Below are 15,069 nucleotides of genomic sequence, written 5' to 3' on the forward strand. Positions count from 1 at the left end.
GGGCAACCTACTCCTGAGGTGAACAAAAATGCTGCTAGATTTTATACCGAGTCGAGTATTCTACGAACCTGATGCCCTTGATTATCCCCTAGGGAAAACCTTAGTTGAGGATTTTAGACGCTTGGGAATACCGGTCAGTCCCACATCTTCCCATAACCGAGTTACTGGAATTCCAGGCAAAACCGCAGCTGCTCAGTATCGGGAAGCTAAGAGAACCTTGGTGATCGGGGTACGTCGCAGTAAAACATTTCAAACCTGCAAACCCTCTGCTCATTACCAATTACCTCTGGTCACGAGTTGCCCAGGCATGTGTGAGTATTGCTATTTAGCTACCACCTTAGGGAAAAAACCTTATTTGCGAGTATATGTGAATCTAGAAGAAATCTTAGGTATAGCTTCCAGGCTGATTGAAGAACGTTTGCCCGAGATCACCCAGTTCGAAGGGGCTGCAACCTCAGATCCAATTCCAGTAGAGCGATATACCGGGGCTTTGAAGCAAGCCATTGAGTTTTTTGGCCGCGAGCCCAAGGGGCGCTTTCGCTTTGTCACCAAGTATACGGATATCGATAGTCTGCTGGAGGCTAAGCATGAAGGGCATACACGTTTTCGCTTTAGTTTGAATTGTTCCGAGGTTGTAGAGAAGTATGAACATGGGACTCCGTCTGCTGAAGAACGGATCATTGCCTCTGGGAAAGTGTTAAAGGCTGAATATCCCTTAGGTTTTATTATTGCGCCTATTTTTCGGTTTGAAGGCTGGCAAGAAGCCTATCGCAGGTTAATGGAGCGCTCGGCTGAAGAATTAATAAAAAGGGCTCCCTCCGGTTGGTCTTCAGAGCAATTAACCCTAGAGTTTATCTCCCATCGTTTTACTTCAAGAGCTAAATCGAATATTTTAGGAGTTTTCCCGAACTCTGCCTTACCCATGGAAGAGGAGGACCGTAAGTTTAAATACGGGCAGTTTGGTTACGGAAAATATATCTACCAACCGGAAGAGATGAAGGAAATGAAAGAATTTTTCATGGAGCTTGCTAAGGATTATTATCCCTCAGCTCAGGTGGAGTACTTTGTCTAATCCTGAATTACGACAGCATAAACCTCAATCGGCCCGTGTACCCCAATGGATAGATCCATCTCTATATCAGAGGTTCGACTGGGACCGGAGATCATTTCAATCGCCGCGGGAGGAGTTCCTAAGGCTGAAACCTCGTGTAGGACTTCAAAGAGATTGTTTCGAATTTTGGCAGCTTCAATGAAGGCAAGATGGCGAGGGGGAAGCAGACTTATTGCCCGCCCCCTAAGGGGGTTGCTGTTCGTCACTATGGTGCCGGAAAGCGCAATTCCCCAATCAGAGCCTGTAACTCCTAGTTCTGCCTGGGCGGCGATTGAGTAGCGGTCCCGAATGTTCAAGGATGATTGAGTATATCTAGTCAGAGGCCAGTTTAGGCTGGAAAAGGCGGACTCAGCAATTGGCGGAAGCATATCCCAAGCTAAGAGAGCAAGCTTATTTTCTTTTATCCAATTGATGGGTTGATCTCCAAACCATTCTTGGAGGGATTGGAGCAGATCGTTTTCCGATCTTACAATAGCTCCTTTGCCCCCGAGGGCGTGCCAGTTCTGTAAGAAGATAGAGACTCGTTCTTCTGTGTTAGACAAGCGATATTGTGGAACCGAAATTTCAACAGGGGTGGGAGCTTTAGTCGGGGTGGGACGCCCTAATTTTGATGCTAGGCCATTAATAAAATGTTTAGTAGTGGTCATTTCTCTCACCTCTTATTTTTTAAATCTGCCCAAACTTGCATAAAGGGCTTCGCAGCCACCATAGGAAGAGTACGACTTTTCGTCCAATTGGAAAGAGGTGGAGGGCCGCCGCTAATCCGATGATTTCGAACAAAGGGTCGTTGGAGATGAGCCCCTATGCGAAGTACTCGACGTAACGTTTTCTCACGAGAGAAGAAGTAGCGATAGGCTTTAAAAATTTGTTGCTCGACTTGAGGAGTGTGACCACTCTGAGTTTTTCTCATTCTAAGTTTAACTAAGAGGTCATGGAGAGGAATCCGAACGGGGCAGGCCTCGGAGCAGGCACCACAAAGGGAGGAGAAGTAAGGGAGGTGTCCCCACTTTTTCCAGTCTTTTTCCAGCAACGGGGTTATCACGGATCCGATTGGCCCTGAGTAGACGGAGCCATAAGCATGTCCACCGAGTTGGCGGTAGACCGGACATACATTAAAGCATGCTCCGCAACGTATACAGTTTAAGGCGGTGCGAAACAGCTCGTCCCCTAGAATCTCGGAGCGGTTATGGTCAAGAATCACAAGGTGGTATTCTTCAGGACCATCTGAATCGGCGCTATGTTTAGGGGGAGTGAGGATGGTCGTATAGCTGGAGAGGCGTTGCCCGGTGGCACTTCGAGCGAGTAAATTCAGCAGGACATCGAGTTCCCGAAATGAGGGAACGATGCGCTCCATTCCCATAAGTGTAATTTGAACACGAGGTAGTGTGCTGACCATTCGACCGTTTCCTTCATTGGTCACCATGACAATACTTCCCGTCTCAGCTACGGCAAAATTACAGCCTGTGATTCCGATATCCCCACGGAGAAACTGCTCGCGCATTTGCAGGCGGACAAAACGGGTTAGGGTTGGAGTATCCGAACTTAGAGCATGACCGGCAATGGGTTCAAATAAGTCTGCAACTTGTTGGCGAGTCTTGTGCATAGCTGGAACAATGATATGAGATGGCGGCTCTCCGGCAATTTGAATGATGTATTCCCCTAAGTCTGTTTCGACGACTGCGACGCCATCTTTTTCTAAGGCGTGATTGAGGTGGATTTCCTCTGAGATCATGGACTTAGATTTAAGGACATTTTTAGCCTCCTGCTCATGAACAATCTTACGTACGATCCCTACAGCATCTGCAGGGGTTTTGGCCAGATGAACATGCACTCCGCGTTTCTCCATCTGTTCGATGAGTTGATTTAAATAATAATCCAGGTTGGCGATCACATGTTTACGAATCGTTTCACCAGCGCCACGCCATTCTTCCCAATTTCCCAATTCATCGGCAGCTTTGTATTTATTATTCCTTAAACGATCCGTAGCCCTGCGAGTGGCTTGGCGCAAAAAGTTATTGGCGAGGGCCTCATCCACCCGTTGGTCGGTGGTTAAGTTATACATGGTCATGGCTTTATTCCCTCCCCCAGTAACTGAATGATATGCATGGTTTTCACGGGCTTGTTAATCTTTTCCAGATATCCGGAAATATTCATCAGACAACCCATATCAAGTCCTAGAAGTATATCTGCTCCTGATTCGAGAACATGCTGGGCTTTTTCGGCGACCATTGCTTCGGAAATCTTAGGCATTTTCACAGAAAACGTTCCACCAAACCCGCAGCATAGTTGGGACTCAGGCAGGGGGAGCAGTTCCAGTCCCTTTACATTTTGAAGCAATTTGAGTGGAGCCTCTCCAATGCCTAAAAGTCGGGTCGCATGGCAGGAGGGATGGTAAGTAGCTTTTGCTTTGTAATGTGCCCCTAGATCGGGTTGCTTCAAAACATCAACAACAAATTGGGAGAATTCATAACTCTTTTGAATCAGATTTTCAGCTTTCTTGAGGTAAACCGGTTCCTTCTCAAAAAGAGTTGGGTAATAGTGATGAATCATAGCAATACACGAGCCACTGGGACCTACTACGACTTCGCTTCGTTCAAAGGAATTAATCAGTGTTCGGGCAACTTCTCTAGCATCGTCCACATAGCCTGAATTAAACGCTATTTGACCACAACAGACTTGTCCTTCCGGAACGTCGACAGTATGCCCTAAGTGTTTAAGTATTTTTGCCATCGTGAGATCCACTTCCGGATAGAAGGCATTAGTAAGGCAGGTCGCAAAGAGGGAAACCTTCATAAACACCATCCTTTTTATAAGTCACATTAATTTCTGGGGCACTATACCTAGTATTTCCTAATAAAACAAATTTTGATGCGAGTAGGAGTTTTAATAGCAAAAAAAGCATCCTTGGAGGCCACTTTAGGCTTACCAAGGATGCTTTTTATTCCCTTTCAATTAACCAAGAATAGGAACGTTGGGTTCCTCGTACCAAATAGAGAGGACGGTGGCTGTTCCTGAGCTCTGAGTAATATTGATCACCTTAACCCAACTATTATCCTCTAACCATTGATTAACTTCTTTTTCTAAGATTCGAGAATCCGGGGAACTGAAAATCCTCACTTTCATCTTGATCGTCCTTTCATACTAGCTAGTGTTCATTGTTTGATGTCTATTCTAGGGGGGTATTCAATAACACAACATAATCATAAGATAGCCGTGCTATTTGTCAAGTTCAAAACTATTTTGAGAACCGACCATTAATTTCTGAAAAATCTATTTATTTTTTTAAGAGGCTATGGTATTATGAGTTATAGGTGAATGGTTATTCATTCATAGGCAATATCTTCTAGAAGAGGTGAGGTGTAATTACATGGACGTGCAGCGCGAGATTAAATTCCAACGGATTCTCGATGCTGCCATTGAAGCTTTTGCCGAATCCGGTTTTCACCAATGTCAAGTCAACAAGATTGCTCGGTTAGCCGGAGTCGCAGATGGTACGATTTACTTATACTTCAAAAGCAAAGAGGATGTTTTAATTAGGGTTTTTCAGGATCGAATGGGAAAATTTATCACGGGTATGAGTCGCGAGCTCTCACAGTGTAAAACGACAGAAGCACGCTTACGGACGATTGTTAGGACACATTTTTCCTATATGGAAGAAAACCGCTCTGTAGCCATTGTAACTCAATTAGAGCTAAGGCAGTCCGACCCGCGTGTGCGATTACCCATTAATAGTACGGTTAGTGATTATTTTAACCTTATTGAGGGGGTGATTCAGCAAGGTATAGATTGTGGAGAAGTTCCCAAAATTGATAAGCGGATAGCTCGTCAATTGATCTTTGGCGCTTTAGATGAGGCCACATCTGATTGGGTGATGGCCCGTAGTCCACGAACCTTGATAAGTGGAATAGAGCCTATGACAGCTTTATTTAAGAGTGCACTTCGGTTAAAAGAAGAACCGAAAAAAATAAAACGAGGTGCCGTTGAACCGAAACGAGAGGAGGATGGAAATGCAGATTCATAAAGTAGCAGTTATAGGGTCAGGCGTGATGGGGAGCACCATCGCTGCCCACTTGGCCAATGCCGGAATCCCAAGCCTATTGTTTGATATTATTCCTTCCAAACTATCGGCTAAAGAAGAAGCAGCCGGATTAACCTTGGAGGATCGTAAGGTACGAAATAGTATTGCAGAAGGCAATAAAGTTAAGTTATTGAAGATGAATCCTGCTCCATTATTTGTACCGGAATTTGCAGAACGTATTGAGGTGGGAAATTTAAGTGACGATTTAGCTCGCTTAAGCGAAGTTGATTGGGTCATTGAGGTTGTCGTAGAGCGCCTTGATATTAAGGTGGACCTTTTCAAGAAAATCGCTGCTAATATCCGCCCGGGAACCATTGTCAGTTCTAATACCTCAGGGATTTCTCTAAAAGCGATGGTAGATGAATTACCTGAGAGCTTTACTCGCAATTTCTTAGGTACACACTTCTTTAATCCCCCGCGCTACATGAAACTCTTAGAAATTATTCCTGGTCCAAATACTGATCCAGCGGTGCTAGCCTATATTTCAGAGTTTGGCGAGAGGGTCTTAGGCAAAGGAGTTGTCCTGGCCAAGGATACACCGAATTTCATTGCCAATCGTATTGGCGTGTTTGGTTTGGCAGTGACTCTTCAAGAAATGCTCCGTTCTGGTCTCACAGTGGATGAGGTAGATGCTCTTACTGGACCAGTGATGGGACGTCCTAAGAGCGCCTCCTTTAGAACGGTTGACATGGTCGGGCTGGATACCTTTATCCATACTGCTAATACTGTTGCCGTTGGAGTACCTGGGGAAAAGGATAATTTTACCTTGCCTGAATTTGTGCAGACAATGCTGACCAATGGTTGGCTAGGAGATAAAACCAAGCAGGGCTTCTATAAAAAATCTAAAGGTCCACAAGGAAGAGTTATTGAAGTGCTCGATCCTCAGACCATGACCTATGTTCCTAAGAAAAATGTGAAATTTGCGTCCCTCGATAAAGCCAAAGCGGCTGGCGGCCTGACAGAAAAGATTCGCACCTTAATAAATGGCAAGGATGCCGGGTCAGAGTTTGCCTGGAATGTCCTAAAACCAGTCTTACTCTATGCTGCGACGATTGCTGAGGATATTGCCGATAATATTTCTGGAATTGATGAGGGCATGTGCTGGGGCTTTAACTGGCAAATGGGACCCTTTGAAATTTGGGATGCCCTTGGGGTCAAAGCAATCGCAGATCGTGTGGTTGCCGAAGGCGGAACTCTGCCTCCTCTAGTTGAAAAAGTACTTGCAAACGGAGACGGACGCTTCTATCAAAAGTCTGAATCTGGTCAAGTCTCTTACTTTGCGGATGGTGAATATCATCCAAAAGCAGTCAGTCCTTATGCCTTTTCCCTTAAGCAAGCCCATAAAGATGGAAAGAAAATCTTGGGTAATTCTGGAGCAAGCCTGATTGACTTGGGAGATGGGGTAGCCTGCCTAGAATTCCACTCTCCGAGTAATTCCATTGGCGAAGATATTTTAACCATGATTCATAAATCTCTGGCAGAAGTCGAGAAGAACTATCTGGGGATGGTCATTGGTAACCAGGGTAAGAATTTCTGCGTGGGTGCTAATCTGATGCAGATTCTCCTGGAAGCTGAGGAAGAAAACTGGGATGATTTAAACTATATGGTTAGTCAATTCCAGAACGGAACAATGGCCTTGAAATTTGCCAAAAAACCTGTTGTAGCGGCTCCTTTTGGAATGACACTTGGCGGTGGTGCAGAAGTTTGCTTGCACTCCCATGCTATTCAGGCTTCATCGGAAACCTACATGGGCTTAGTCGAAGTTGGAGTTGGCTTAATTCCTGGCGGTGGAGGAACCAAGGAAATGGCTATACGGGCTATGGAAGGAATTCTTCCAGGCGTGCAGGTATCTCCTGATTATTTCTTTGCTAAGCGTTTTGAGATCGTGGCTATGGCTCAAGTTTCAACAAGTGCTGAAAAAGCCCGGCAGCTGGGCTTCTTACGTGCCCATGATCGCTATAGTATGAATCCAGATCACGTAATATTGGATGCTAAGGCACGTGTTATTGACTTGGCACGCAACTTCCGACCTAATTTACCAACGAAATATAAAGTCGGTGGAGCTGGAGTTCGTGCGACCTTAGAATTGGCGCTGCATGGCATGCGCGAAGGCAATTATATTTCAGAGTATGACCAGCATATAGGCAAAAAAATCGCTTATGCAATTACTGGCGGAGATCGCCCGGCAGGAATGCTTGTGGATGAGCAATATCTCTTAGATCTCGAGCGTGAAGCCTTTATGAGCCTAGTCGGAGAGCCGAAGACCCAAGATCGTATCCGCCACATGCTCGCTAAAGGCAAGCCATTACGGAATTAGGGGGGAAAAGCATGCAAGAAGCCTTCATTATTGACTCCAAACGGACAGCTATTGGTAAAGCGGTCAAAGGTGCCTTGGCTCTGGTTCGACCGGACGATTTAGGTGCTTATGTTATACAAGATATCCTTAAACGAGTTCCTTCTCTCAATCCAGCGGAGATTGAGGACTGTGTTATTGGTTGCTCCTTTCCAGAAGGAGAGCAGGGGATGAATATGGCCAAGATCATGGCTCTGCGCGCTGGTTTGCCCATTGATGTCTCCGGGGTAACCATCAATCGTTTTTGCTCTTCAGGTCTACAGGCGATATCTATGGCCGCAGACAGAATACGTTTAGGCGAAGCAGAAGTGATGATCGCTGGAGGAGCAGAGAGTATGTCAGCGGTGCCGCTTGGTGGTATGAAACCTGCACCAAATCCATACTTGGTAGAACATGCGCCACAAGCCTATGTTTCGATGGGTATTACTGCTGAGAATGTAGCCAAGAAATATGAAATAACCCGTGAACAACAAGATGTTTTTGCGGCTTCAAGTCATCAAAAGGCTTGGGCTGCTCAAAGCAGCGGACGTTTTGACGATGAGATTGTCCCAGTTCCTTTGCCTATGTACGGAAAACCCGGGGAAAAGTGGTTCACAAAAGATGAAGGGATTCGTCCCGAGACCACTCCGGAGTCTCTTGCGAAATTAAGGACAGCCTTTAAAGCTGGGGGTACTGTTACGGCAGGGAACTCGTCCCAGACCAGTGACGGTGCAGCCATGAGTCTACTTATGTCTGAACAAAAACTGAAGGCTCTTGATCTTAAACCTTTAGCCGTTTGGCGTGGCTTTGCAGTTGCCGGTGTAGAACCAGAGCTAATGGGTATTGGCCCGATTAGAGCTATTCCAAAAGTATTAAAGCAAGTAGGGTTAACTCTTGACCAAATCGATTTATTCGAATTAAATGAGGCTTTTGCTTCCCAATCGCTGGCGATCATTAAGACGCTAGACATAGATCCGGCTAAGGTGAATGTTAATGGAGGGGCTATTGCCTTTGGGCATCCCCTTGGTTGTACGGGTGCTAAGCTTACAGCGACGCTTTTGAGTGAAATGAGCAAGCGGAAATTAAAGTATGGTATGGTGACGATGTGTATCGGTGGCGGCATGGGCGCTGCTGGTGTATACGAATTATTGTAAAATGCAAGACGCGAGTTCGGGGTTCGAAGAATGAATCCTTCGAGCCCCGAACACCCTTGACTTGCGCAAGCAGGGCGAAGCGTAGGGACGGTTCTCGGCATTGGATAAACATAGAGAACCGTTCCCGACTTGCAAAACTTAATCTGTAAATGTAGAAGAAGCACCTGGTGCAGAGTAGAGTAATTCGGTTCAATGTTAAGGCGTTCGAAAGCGAACGTCTCCATTCGAACTTCGAACCTCGAACTTCGTACCTCGATAAAGAGGAGGATGTAACCATGGAATTAGAATTACGCGGAGGCGGTTTTTTACTCGCTGAAGTTTCTCCTGATCAAGTATACGTACGAGAGGAATTAAATGAAGACCATAAGCAACTTAAGCGTATGGCTCATAATTTTATGTCCAAAGAAGTTGCTCCAAAGATAGAGGAAATGGAAGAGCAACAAGAAGGCGTTGTTCGTGAATTTATGCGCCAAGCTGGAGAATTGGGGTTACTAGGGTTAGAAGTCCCTGAAGAATTTGAAGGTCTAGCTATGGATAAGGCTTCCACAGTAGTGGTAGGTGAAGAAGTTCCTCGGGGAGGGTCATTTGCAGTTGCCTATGCAGCGCATACTGGGATTGGAACCTTACCCATTGTCTACTTTGGCACACCTGAGCAAAAGGCAAAATATCTGCCGGGACTTGCTAACGGTACTAAAGTTGCAGCCTATTGCTTAACTGAACCCGGTTCGGGATCGGATGCTTTAGGCGCAAAATCCACCGCTGTTTTAAATGCAGAGGGAACCCATTATATCCTCAATGGTACTAAACAATTTATCACCAATGCGGGATTTGCTGATGTTTTCCTCGTCTATGCTAAGGTAGACGGAAAAATGACCAATTTCATCGTCGAACGGGAAACACCGGGACTATCTTTTGGACCAGAAGAACAGAAAATGGGAATTAAAGGTTCTTCAACCCGTCAAGTAATCTTGGAAGATGTAATGGTTCCTGTAGAAAACGTGGTCGGTGAACTGGGGCGTGGACACGTTGTGGCCTTCAATATCTTGAATGTCGGCCGCTTTAAATTGGCAGCTGGGGCTATCGGTAGTGTGCAGGTGGTCCTGGAGACTGCTTTGAAGTATGCTTCCGAACGTAAACAATTCGGAGAAGCACTCAATACCTTTGGGGCAATTCAACATAAGATTGCAGAAATAGCCACCAAGACCTATATGGCTGAGAGTGTGGTTTATCGTACTGCCGGTCTTATGGAGACTGGATTCCATGGTCTCGATCTAACGGGAGACTGCCGTAAAGAGGCTGGAAAGGCTTTAGAGGAGTATGCGATTGAGTGTTCCCTCAACAAAGTCTATGCTTCCGAAGTTTTGGATTTCGCCGTGGATGAAGGGGTTCAGATTCATGGCGGTTATGGCTTTATCAAGGAATATCCGATTGAGCGTATGTATCGTGACTCTCGTATTAATCGACTTTTTGAAGGAACAAATGAAATTAACCGTCTGCTTGTTCCAGGAACACTCTTGAAGCGAGCTATGACAGGTGAACTTCCTTTACTTCAGGCAGCCCAAGCCGTTAGTAAAGATCTGGTTTCAGCTGGAATGGGTAATAGTGCAGAAGGATTAGAAGCACTTAACCAAATGACCCAGAAGGCTAAGAAACTATGCTTAATGGCTGCAGGGCTGGCAGCGCAAAACCTGGGTATGGCTTTGAAGGACAACCAATTTATTCTAACGGGAATGGCTGAGATGGTCCTCCAAGTCTACGCTATGGAAAGTGGAGTTTTACGTGCTCAGAAAGTTCAAAACTTGGATGTTTCTGAAGAGCATAAAGCCTTTGTCGAAAAGGCTGCAACTCTTGGTGCTTATGCAGCATTTAATATTCTTGAGCAACAGGCAAAGGAAGTTCTTTGTGCTGTCGAGAAAGGGGATTCCCTCAACACTGTACTGGCTGGAATGCGTAAGCTTGTTCGACGTCCCAACGTGGATATGATCGGAATGCGACAAGAAATTGCTAAATATATTATTGAAAAAGAAGGATATCCCAGCAATTACTAAAAAGATAATACAATAACAATTATGATATAACAAAAGGCCATCGTCTTACTAGGACATGGCCTTTTGTTGAAAACCTATTTTCAGTTTTTTGTGTCAATTAATTATCGTTCAATTACTGCTTCCGTGCATTTATCGCAAAGCACGGATATAGTTTCCCCATTTTCTTGACCCGAATAGAATAGCGTCTTGTGGCAACGCTCGCAAATGACTCGGTATTGATAAGGGTTATCTTTTACGGATGTTTGGGTGTTATTCATTGATATCCTCCTGACTGACACTAAACTGTTAGTACTAGAACTTGTGCATTTAGATTTATTGAATCATTTTCTGCCTTACTATTCAATTGTACTTTATTATACAGATAAAAGTAATAAATAATCATTGATTATGGAGGTAATCTTTAAAATGACAGACATAAAAGAAGTATCAGATAATGTTTTTATGTTAAAAATTCCTTTATCTTTCAATGTGGATGCTGTAAATCTATACCTGTTCGCAGGGGAAGTACCCACGTTGTTAGATGCAGGAACTAATACACCAGAAGTAATTGAGGCTGTTCATGAAGGTATGAAAAAGGTAGGGATTAAAAAACTAGAGCAGATCCTGGTTACTCATTGGCATGTTGACCATGCGGGAGCAGCAAAAACTTTTGCCCAAGAAGGAGCACGAATAGTTGTCGGTTCTCGGGATTACCAAGAATGGACGAGTTTTGTACAGGGACAAGCCTTCAATCGTCTTAATGAATGGGCAACTCAGGAATGGGGAGTTCCAGAAATGGAAATACCGGGGATGCTGAAGATTTCAAAAAGACTACAATACTTAACAGCCTTACCCGATCAAGTAACATTCATCCAACCCGACGAAACTATCATGGCGGGCAATAAATTGTTGCGTTCGATTGCTACACCGGGCCATACAGCTGGACATATGTCGTTTTATAATGAGAAAGATTCGATACTATTTTCAGGAGACATGCTTCTTCCTGATGAGATTCCCTATCCTGGGATCTGGCAGGAAAAGGGCAATGTGGTTAGCGGTTTGCCTAGCTATCTGGAAAGTCTAAAAAGGATCGAAGCCCTTCGCACTCATACTTATTTACCGGGGCATGGATCAGATAGTGATAACTTAGTTGCACGTTGTCAAGAAATTAGAGAGCAATTGTACCACCAAATTAACGAATACCATCCAGCTGAGACAGTATATTTAACTGCCTCAAACTTTGGCAAACAGAAGATTCATCCAGGACTTCTTTTCGTACAATTACATTATGTTTATGGGTGGGAGCAACTAAAAAAACAGGCAGTATAATAAGCAATTGCATTTCAGACTAATTATTAATAATTAGTCTGAAATAAATATGAGGAGCGGACAAAAATGAGAGGTAGCAAAGGAAAACCTAATAAGGGAGAGCAGAAGGTAAGTTTGGGCAAGTATCTTAGCAAAAACTTAGGAATAGGCGTTCCAGTGGTTTCCTCGGTTGGATTGGCTCTTGCTTTATTAATTGATCTAAGTTGGCCTCAAACCTTATCTTTGTTTTTGTATTTTCTTTTTTTTGGAGCAGCCATAGGAGCTCTTGTTTCCCTAAAGAACTACTATTCTCTATTGAAGCCAATCTATGAGATGGAGAAGGGGATTATCTTGGTTGCTCAAGGAGATTTAACCCAAGAAATTAATATTAACAAAAAAAGCGATTTAGCGGATATAGGTCGAGTATTTAACCAGATGGTGAAGAACTTCAATATAATTATTCATAAGATTGGAGAGATGGCAAACCTATGGGTTACTTCGTCTGAAGAATTATCCGCTAGCTCTCAAGAAGTGACTGCAACGAATAGCGATGTTGCCAGTAATACAAGTAAAATGGCTGAGGAAGTTCATAATCAAGTACGAACGCTAGAACAAATGAGAACTATGGTAACCGAACTTGAAAATGCGTCTCGTATGATAGCACAAAGAGCAAAGTCAGTTTCTAAAGAAGCTGTGACATCTGAAAGACATTCGGAGGCAGGATTAGCGAAGCTTTCCGAAATAGTGACTACTATGGAGGAGACAAACCAGTCCGTAAACAATTCTGTTAGGACTATCGAAGATCTAGCGGATCAATCAAATCGTATCGGATTAATCGCTGAGACAATTGCCCAAGTGGCAAACCAAACGAATCTATTGGCACTGAACGCTGCAATAGAAGCTGCTCGGGCCGGGAACCATGGGAGGGGGTTTGCGGTAGTTGCAGATGAAATCCGCAAACTCGCAGAGGATGTAGCTTCTTCAACACGTGAAGTAACGAGAATTACTACTCTTATTCAACATAGGGTAGATTATGCGGTTAAAGGCATGATGCAAACAGATTCGAGTGTAAAAATTAGTGTTGCCTCGATACAGGAGGCTCAGAAGGCTTTAGAGATCATCACACATTCAACAAAAGAAGTTTCGGCAAATATTTCAGATATTGCTTCATCTAGTGAGCAAACACTAGAAAGTATGGAGGAAATGAAGAAGCATGTAAATAGGTTTGTCCTTGTTTCACAAGCTACAGAAGCAACAGTAGAGGCAATTGAAGACTCGACCACTGAAGTTGCCTCAACCATGCAAAATGTTGCGTCAGAAGCCCAATCGCTAGCCCAAAATGCGAGTCAAATTCAACAAGAATTAAAACGGTTTAAAGTTCTCAAAGCGATTCTCTAAAGGAAGGAGGATGAGGCTTAATGTATGGTAGTGAGGAATACCCTAAAAAGGGAAAGCAGGATATCGGTTTAGGAAAGTATCTGGGCAAAAATTTGGGTATTGCTGTTCCTATGCTTAGCGTTATGGGTCTAGTTATAGCTTATTTTATGAAACTTAACTGGTCAAAATCTGTTGTAGTTTTTCTAGGCTTTGTACTATCAGCGACATTCATCGGATTTATTATAATGATAAAAAATTATTACTTAATTTTTAAGCCCATTTATGCGATGCAACAAGGAATTCGTTTGGTATCAGAAGGAGATTTAACTCAACGAATTGACACAGCAAAAAAACGTGATATTGCCGAGTTAGGGCGGGCGTTTAACCATATGATTATTAACTTTAACGAAATCATACATAACATTGGTGATATGGCAAACTCTTGGGTTGTTTCGTCAGAAGAATTATCAGCAAGCTCCGAAGAAGTAACCACAACGAATAACCGCATTGCCAAGTCTACGAGCCAAATGGCCTTAGATACGAGAGAGCAAGTACAAACCTTAAAACAGATGGAAACAATGGTCGCTGAATTGGAAAGTGCTGCTCAAATGATTGCCCAAAATGCCATGGCCGTTTCCGAAGAGGCTGTTAAATCTGAAAGAAATTCGGAAGATGGACTTGTCAAACTCTCAGTTATTGTTTCAACAATGGAAGAGACGAATAAAGCTGTAAATAAATCTGCGCGAACCATTGAGGAACTAGCCGAACAATCTAATCATATTGGTTCTATCACCGAAACAATTGCTCAAGTAGCACAACAAACGAACCTTTTAGCACTGAATGCAGCGATTGAAGCAGCTCGTGCTGGGGAACATGGGAAAGGTTTTGCCGTGGTTGCTGACGAGATTCGCAAACTCGCAGAGAATGTAGCTACTTCTACAAGGGAAGTTACAGAAATTACGACTCTTATCCAACAGAGTGTTAATTATGCAGTTAAAGGAATGATGCAAACAGATTTAAAGGTTAAGGATAGTGTTGCTTCAATCCGTGAAGCACAAGAAACTCTTTCAGTTATTACTTCTTCAACAAAAGAGGTGTCAGTTAACATTTCAGATATTGCCTCTTTTATTGAACAAACTCTTGGAAGTATGAAAGAAATGACGAACTATGTAAATACAGTTATTCAAGTTTCTGAGGAAGCAGCTATCACGGCAGAATCTATTGAGCAAGCAACTTTTGAAGTGACTGCAACTATGCAAGTAGTAGCGTTAGAGGCCCAGTCTCTAGCGAAAAATGCCAATCAACTTCTGAAAGAAATTGAATGTTTTAAGGTATAAACGATACCCTTCGTGTTCACAAAGAGGTTTAATATAATAGCAGAAGAGTATTTTAATATTTGAGGATAGTGAACATTAATTGATTAAATTATCATAATATTCAAAACCGTGTTATTATTTTCGTATAGCCACTTTTGGGGTAAAATGGGAGGGGATTCAGTGGAAGGCACATATGAAAAAAAGGAAAACAAGAAGCATACAATCAGTTTGGTCAAGTACATTGGTCAAACATTAATTACGGTGGTTCCTATGGTATCTATAATGGGACTAGTGATAGCTTATATTATGAAACTTGATCGGTCAAATTCAATAAAAATACTATTTATGTTTGTATTATCTGGCATT

13 protein-coding genes and 1 pseudogene are annotated in these 15,069 nt (G+C 43.5%); 9 read left to right on the top strand and 5 right to left on the bottom strand.

From position 1 onward, the window contains the following. Nucleotides 1–28: 28 nt before the first annotated feature. Entirely contained in the window at nt 29–1,072 is a 1,044-nt protein-coding gene (splB, locus tag HGJ98_RS19170; RefSeq protein ID WP_291353314.1) for a spore photoproduct lyase, read from the top strand. Here splB and HGJ98_RS19175 read toward each other — a convergent pair. The 4 genes from HGJ98_RS19175 to HGJ98_RS19190 form a co-directional block, all read right to left on the bottom strand. Next, a complete protein-coding gene (locus tag HGJ98_RS19175) occupies nt 1,069–1,758 on the bottom strand; it encodes a lactate utilization protein (protein WP_291353315.1) in 690 nt (229 codons plus the stop codon). The genes splB and HGJ98_RS19175 overlap by 4 nt on opposite strands. Nucleotides 1,759–1,763: 5 nt before the next feature. After that, nucleotides 1,764–3,179 (bottom strand): LutB/LldF family L-lactate oxidation iron-sulfur protein, encoded by a 1,416-nt coding sequence (locus HGJ98_RS19180; protein ID WP_291353316.1) that lies wholly within the window; start codon nt 3,177–3,179, stop codon nt 1,764–1,766. Beyond that, on the bottom strand, nt 3,176–3,904 hold the full coding sequence (locus tag HGJ98_RS19185) for a (Fe-S)-binding protein (RefSeq protein WP_291353317.1): 729 nt from the start codon (nt 3,902–3,904) through the stop codon (nt 3,176–3,178). The genes HGJ98_RS19180 and HGJ98_RS19185 overlap by 4 nt, the downstream gene beginning before the upstream one ends. Nucleotides 3,905–4,063: 159 nt before the next feature. Continuing rightward, nucleotides 4,064–4,234, bottom strand: a complete 171-nt coding sequence (locus tag HGJ98_RS19190) for a hypothetical protein (protein WP_291353318.1) — start codon at nt 4,232–4,234, stop codon at nt 4,064–4,066. A 244-nt stretch (nt 4,235–4,478) separates the two neighbouring features. On the opposite strand from HGJ98_RS19190, the gene HGJ98_RS19195 reads away from it, so the two are divergent. The 4 genes from HGJ98_RS19195 (at nt 4,479) to HGJ98_RS19210 (ending at nt 10,723) form a co-directional block, all read left to right on the top strand. Continuing rightward, entirely contained in the window at nt 4,479–5,132 is a 654-nt protein-coding gene (locus HGJ98_RS19195) for a TetR/AcrR family transcriptional regulator (RefSeq protein WP_291353319.1), read from the top strand. Further along, on the top strand, nt 5,119–7,506 hold the full coding sequence (locus tag HGJ98_RS19200; protein ID WP_291353320.1) for a 3-hydroxyacyl-CoA dehydrogenase/enoyl-CoA hydratase family protein: 2,388 nt from the start codon (nt 5,119–5,121) through the stop codon (nt 7,504–7,506). Before HGJ98_RS19195 ends, HGJ98_RS19200 begins: the two co-directional genes overlap by 14 nt. Nucleotides 7,507–7,517: 11 nt before the next feature. Then, the gene (locus HGJ98_RS19205; RefSeq protein ID WP_291353321.1) at nt 7,518–8,675 is read left to right on the top strand and encodes an acetyl-CoA C-acyltransferase; all 1,158 of its coding nucleotides are present in this window, start codon (nt 7,518–7,520) and stop codon (nt 8,673–8,675) included. Between the two features lie 275 nt (nt 8,676–8,950). Next, the gene (locus HGJ98_RS19210) at nt 8,951–10,723 is read left to right on the top strand and encodes an acyl-CoA dehydrogenase family protein (protein WP_291353322.1); all 1,773 of its coding nucleotides are present in this window, start codon (nt 8,951–8,953) and stop codon (nt 10,721–10,723) included. Between the two features lie 101 nt (nt 10,724–10,824). On the opposite strand, the gene HGJ98_RS19215 is transcribed toward HGJ98_RS19210, so the two are convergent. Beyond that, nucleotides 10,825–10,980 carry a hypothetical protein gene (locus HGJ98_RS19215; RefSeq protein WP_291353323.1) on the bottom strand — a complete coding sequence of 52 codons (156 nt, stop codon included), beginning with the start codon at nt 10,978–10,980 and terminating at the stop codon, nt 10,825–10,827. A gap of 148 nt (nt 10,981–11,128) precedes the next feature. Between HGJ98_RS19215 and HGJ98_RS19220 the strand changes: the two genes are divergently transcribed. From HGJ98_RS19220 to HGJ98_RS19235, 4 genes and pseudogenes are all read left to right on the top strand, one after another. Next, a complete protein-coding gene (locus HGJ98_RS19220) occupies nt 11,129–12,031 on the top strand; it encodes an MBL fold metallo-hydrolase (protein ID WP_291353324.1) in 903 nt (300 codons plus the stop codon). 66 nt (nt 12,032–12,097) lie between these two features. Further along, nucleotides 12,098–13,408: a methyl-accepting chemotaxis protein gene (locus HGJ98_RS19225; RefSeq protein ID WP_291353325.1), complete on the top strand. Its 1,311-nt coding sequence runs from the start codon at nt 12,098–12,100 to the stop codon at nt 13,406–13,408. Nucleotides 13,409–13,428: 20 nt separating this feature from the next. Continuing rightward, on the top strand, nt 13,429–14,724 hold the full coding sequence (locus HGJ98_RS19230) for a methyl-accepting chemotaxis protein (protein ID WP_291353326.1): 1,296 nt from the start codon (nt 13,429–13,431) through the stop codon (nt 14,722–14,724). 159 nt (nt 14,725–14,883) lie between these two features. Next, a pseudogene (locus HGJ98_RS19235) lies at nt 14,884–15,069 on the top strand (methyl-accepting chemotaxis protein); the annotation flags it as partial.

The sequence above is a fragment of the Desulfosporosinus sp. genome (assembly GCF_014237355.1).
In the GTDB taxonomy this organism is placed as follows: domain Bacteria; phylum Bacillota; class Desulfitobacteriia; order Desulfitobacteriales; family Desulfitobacteriaceae; genus Desulfosporosinus.

What these genes read in the sequence shown, in the direction of transcription:
- splB (WP_291353314.1), top strand. Translation starts at nt 29, where the DNA reads ATGCTGCTAGATTTTATACCGAGTCGAGTATTCTACGAACCTGATGCC.
- HGJ98_RS19175 (WP_291353315.1), bottom strand. Translation starts at nt 1,758, where the DNA reads ATGACCACTACTAAACATTTTATTAATGGCCTAGCATCAAAATTAGGG.
- HGJ98_RS19180 (WP_291353316.1), bottom strand. Translation starts at nt 3,179, where the DNA reads ATGACCATGTATAACTTAACCACCGACCAACGGGTGGATGAGGCCCTC.
- HGJ98_RS19185 (WP_291353317.1), bottom strand. Translation starts at nt 3,904, where the DNA reads ATGAAGGTTTCCCTCTTTGCGACCTGCCTTACTAATGCCTTCTATCCG.
- HGJ98_RS19190 (WP_291353318.1), bottom strand. Translation starts at nt 4,234, where the DNA reads ATGAAAGTGAGGATTTTCAGTTCCCCGGATTCTCGAATCTTAGAAAAA.
- HGJ98_RS19195 (WP_291353319.1), top strand. Translation starts at nt 4,479, where the DNA reads ATGGACGTGCAGCGCGAGATTAAATTCCAACGGATTCTCGATGCTGCC.
- HGJ98_RS19200 (WP_291353320.1), top strand. Translation starts at nt 5,119, where the DNA reads ATGCAGATTCATAAAGTAGCAGTTATAGGGTCAGGCGTGATGGGGAGC.
- HGJ98_RS19205 (WP_291353321.1), top strand. Translation starts at nt 7,518, where the DNA reads ATGCAAGAAGCCTTCATTATTGACTCCAAACGGACAGCTATTGGTAAA.
- HGJ98_RS19210 (WP_291353322.1), top strand. Translation starts at nt 8,951, where the DNA reads ATGGAATTAGAATTACGCGGAGGCGGTTTTTTACTCGCTGAAGTTTCT.
- HGJ98_RS19215 (WP_291353323.1), bottom strand. Translation starts at nt 10,980, where the DNA reads ATGAATAACACCCAAACATCCGTAAAAGATAACCCTTATCAATACCGA.
- HGJ98_RS19220 (WP_291353324.1), top strand. Translation starts at nt 11,129, where the DNA reads ATGACAGACATAAAAGAAGTATCAGATAATGTTTTTATGTTAAAAATT.
- HGJ98_RS19225 (WP_291353325.1), top strand. Translation starts at nt 12,098, where the DNA reads ATGAGAGGTAGCAAAGGAAAACCTAATAAGGGAGAGCAGAAGGTAAGT.
- HGJ98_RS19230 (WP_291353326.1), top strand. Translation starts at nt 13,429, where the DNA reads ATGTATGGTAGTGAGGAATACCCTAAAAAGGGAAAGCAGGATATCGGT.